Here is a 1,204-nt window from a genome sequence, read left to right as displayed (position 1 = left end):
GGGGTCTGTACGCCGCGCAAACGGCGTTTTTCCATACAGGTGCTGGCTGCCGTCGGCACTGTGTAGCCACCAGAAACCGGGCTTGTCGATGGCGCTGGACCAGTGTTCGATCAAATCGAAGTCGGCTTCGACGCGGGGGCGGTATTGCACGACATCATGCGACACCTGTTGAGCGCCGACAGCGCACTTTTTGCGAGTTGATTTGATTGTGCCCGTCATTTCGTCCCGTTCAGGCAACCACACTTCGCCACCGGGGCCGACGAACAGATCATCGTCGGTATAGGCCGGGACGCCGAGGCTCGTGCGTCGCGCGACGGTGGCCAGAGACAGCTTCCAGCCGAGGCCGAAAATACCGTTTCCCTGGCCACTGCTGTAGCGCAAGGTCAGGGCAGGAGCATATCCGCGCCCCGGTGAGATCGGCAGCGGGATCTCGCAGGTGGCCGCGCCGCTCGAGCCGACAACGCCCAGGCCTTGCCCCATGCCTTGAATGGCACCGCCGCCCTTGGGCAGGGTCGGATGAGTTACCTCGATGGGAGGCTGTTCGCTCATTGCGCACCCCCGCAAGCCCTGGCGGTGTACTGCAGGTGCACGATGATATCGGTGAGCGATTCAAGCATGGCTTTCTGTGCTTCGAAATTAGGGAAAAACAGTTTCCATTTCGAAATCGCGCCGGTGTATTCAAAGGGCAAGTAGCGTTCATCCTGAAAATTCAGCGTGAACAGACCGTTGTCATCGATACCCGTCGACAGGGCAATGTGCTGATTGGCCCGCAGACTTTTCAWGACGGTCCTGTCGGCATCAGGCATGACGACTTCGCTGGACGCCTGGGAGAGCGTGGCGCGGATATCCTCATAGGGGCCTAGAACGGCCGGCAGGGAAATACTGATGCTCTTGATCCGGCGCAGGCAGTGTCCCAGGTAGTCGTTTTCAAAAAGGGACGACGTCAATTCAAACTCGCACACGCCGCTTTTTACCAGGATGGACTTGAGTCCGTCGGTCACTGATTTGTTCTCTTCGGTCGTATCGTCCCAGGGTTTGTTGATTGAGGGGGCGGATGTTTGATTTTTTTCCTTCGCAGGTAGCTGACGCAACGACACGGTCTTGCAGATTTCCAGCTCACGCTCGTTGCCCAGCAAATAGGCATTCTTCATCTTCACCAAACCCAGCTTCATACGCTCCCCGGGGCCAAATCCACGGTAGGTGC

The 1,204-nt window shown here is 58.1% G+C and carries 2 protein-coding genes; both read right to left on the bottom strand.

Features of this window, described 5'->3' with window-relative positions; genetic code table 11:
- Nucleotides 1–549: SpvB/TcaC N-terminal domain-containing protein (locus AC1DRJ_RS28540; protein ID WP_477805089.1), on the bottom strand; the 549-nt coding region annotated here is incomplete at its 3' end.
- The coding region (locus AC1DRJ_RS28535) for a Tc toxin subunit A-related protein (protein ID WP_477805088.1) at nt 546–1,204 on the bottom strand (659 nt) is incomplete at its 5' end. The genes AC1DRJ_RS28535 and AC1DRJ_RS28540, both read right to left, overlap by 4 nt.

It is taken from the genome of Pseudomonas sp. P5_B2 (assembly GCF_056400445.1).
This window is presented reverse-complemented; position numbering and strand designations above follow the sequence as displayed.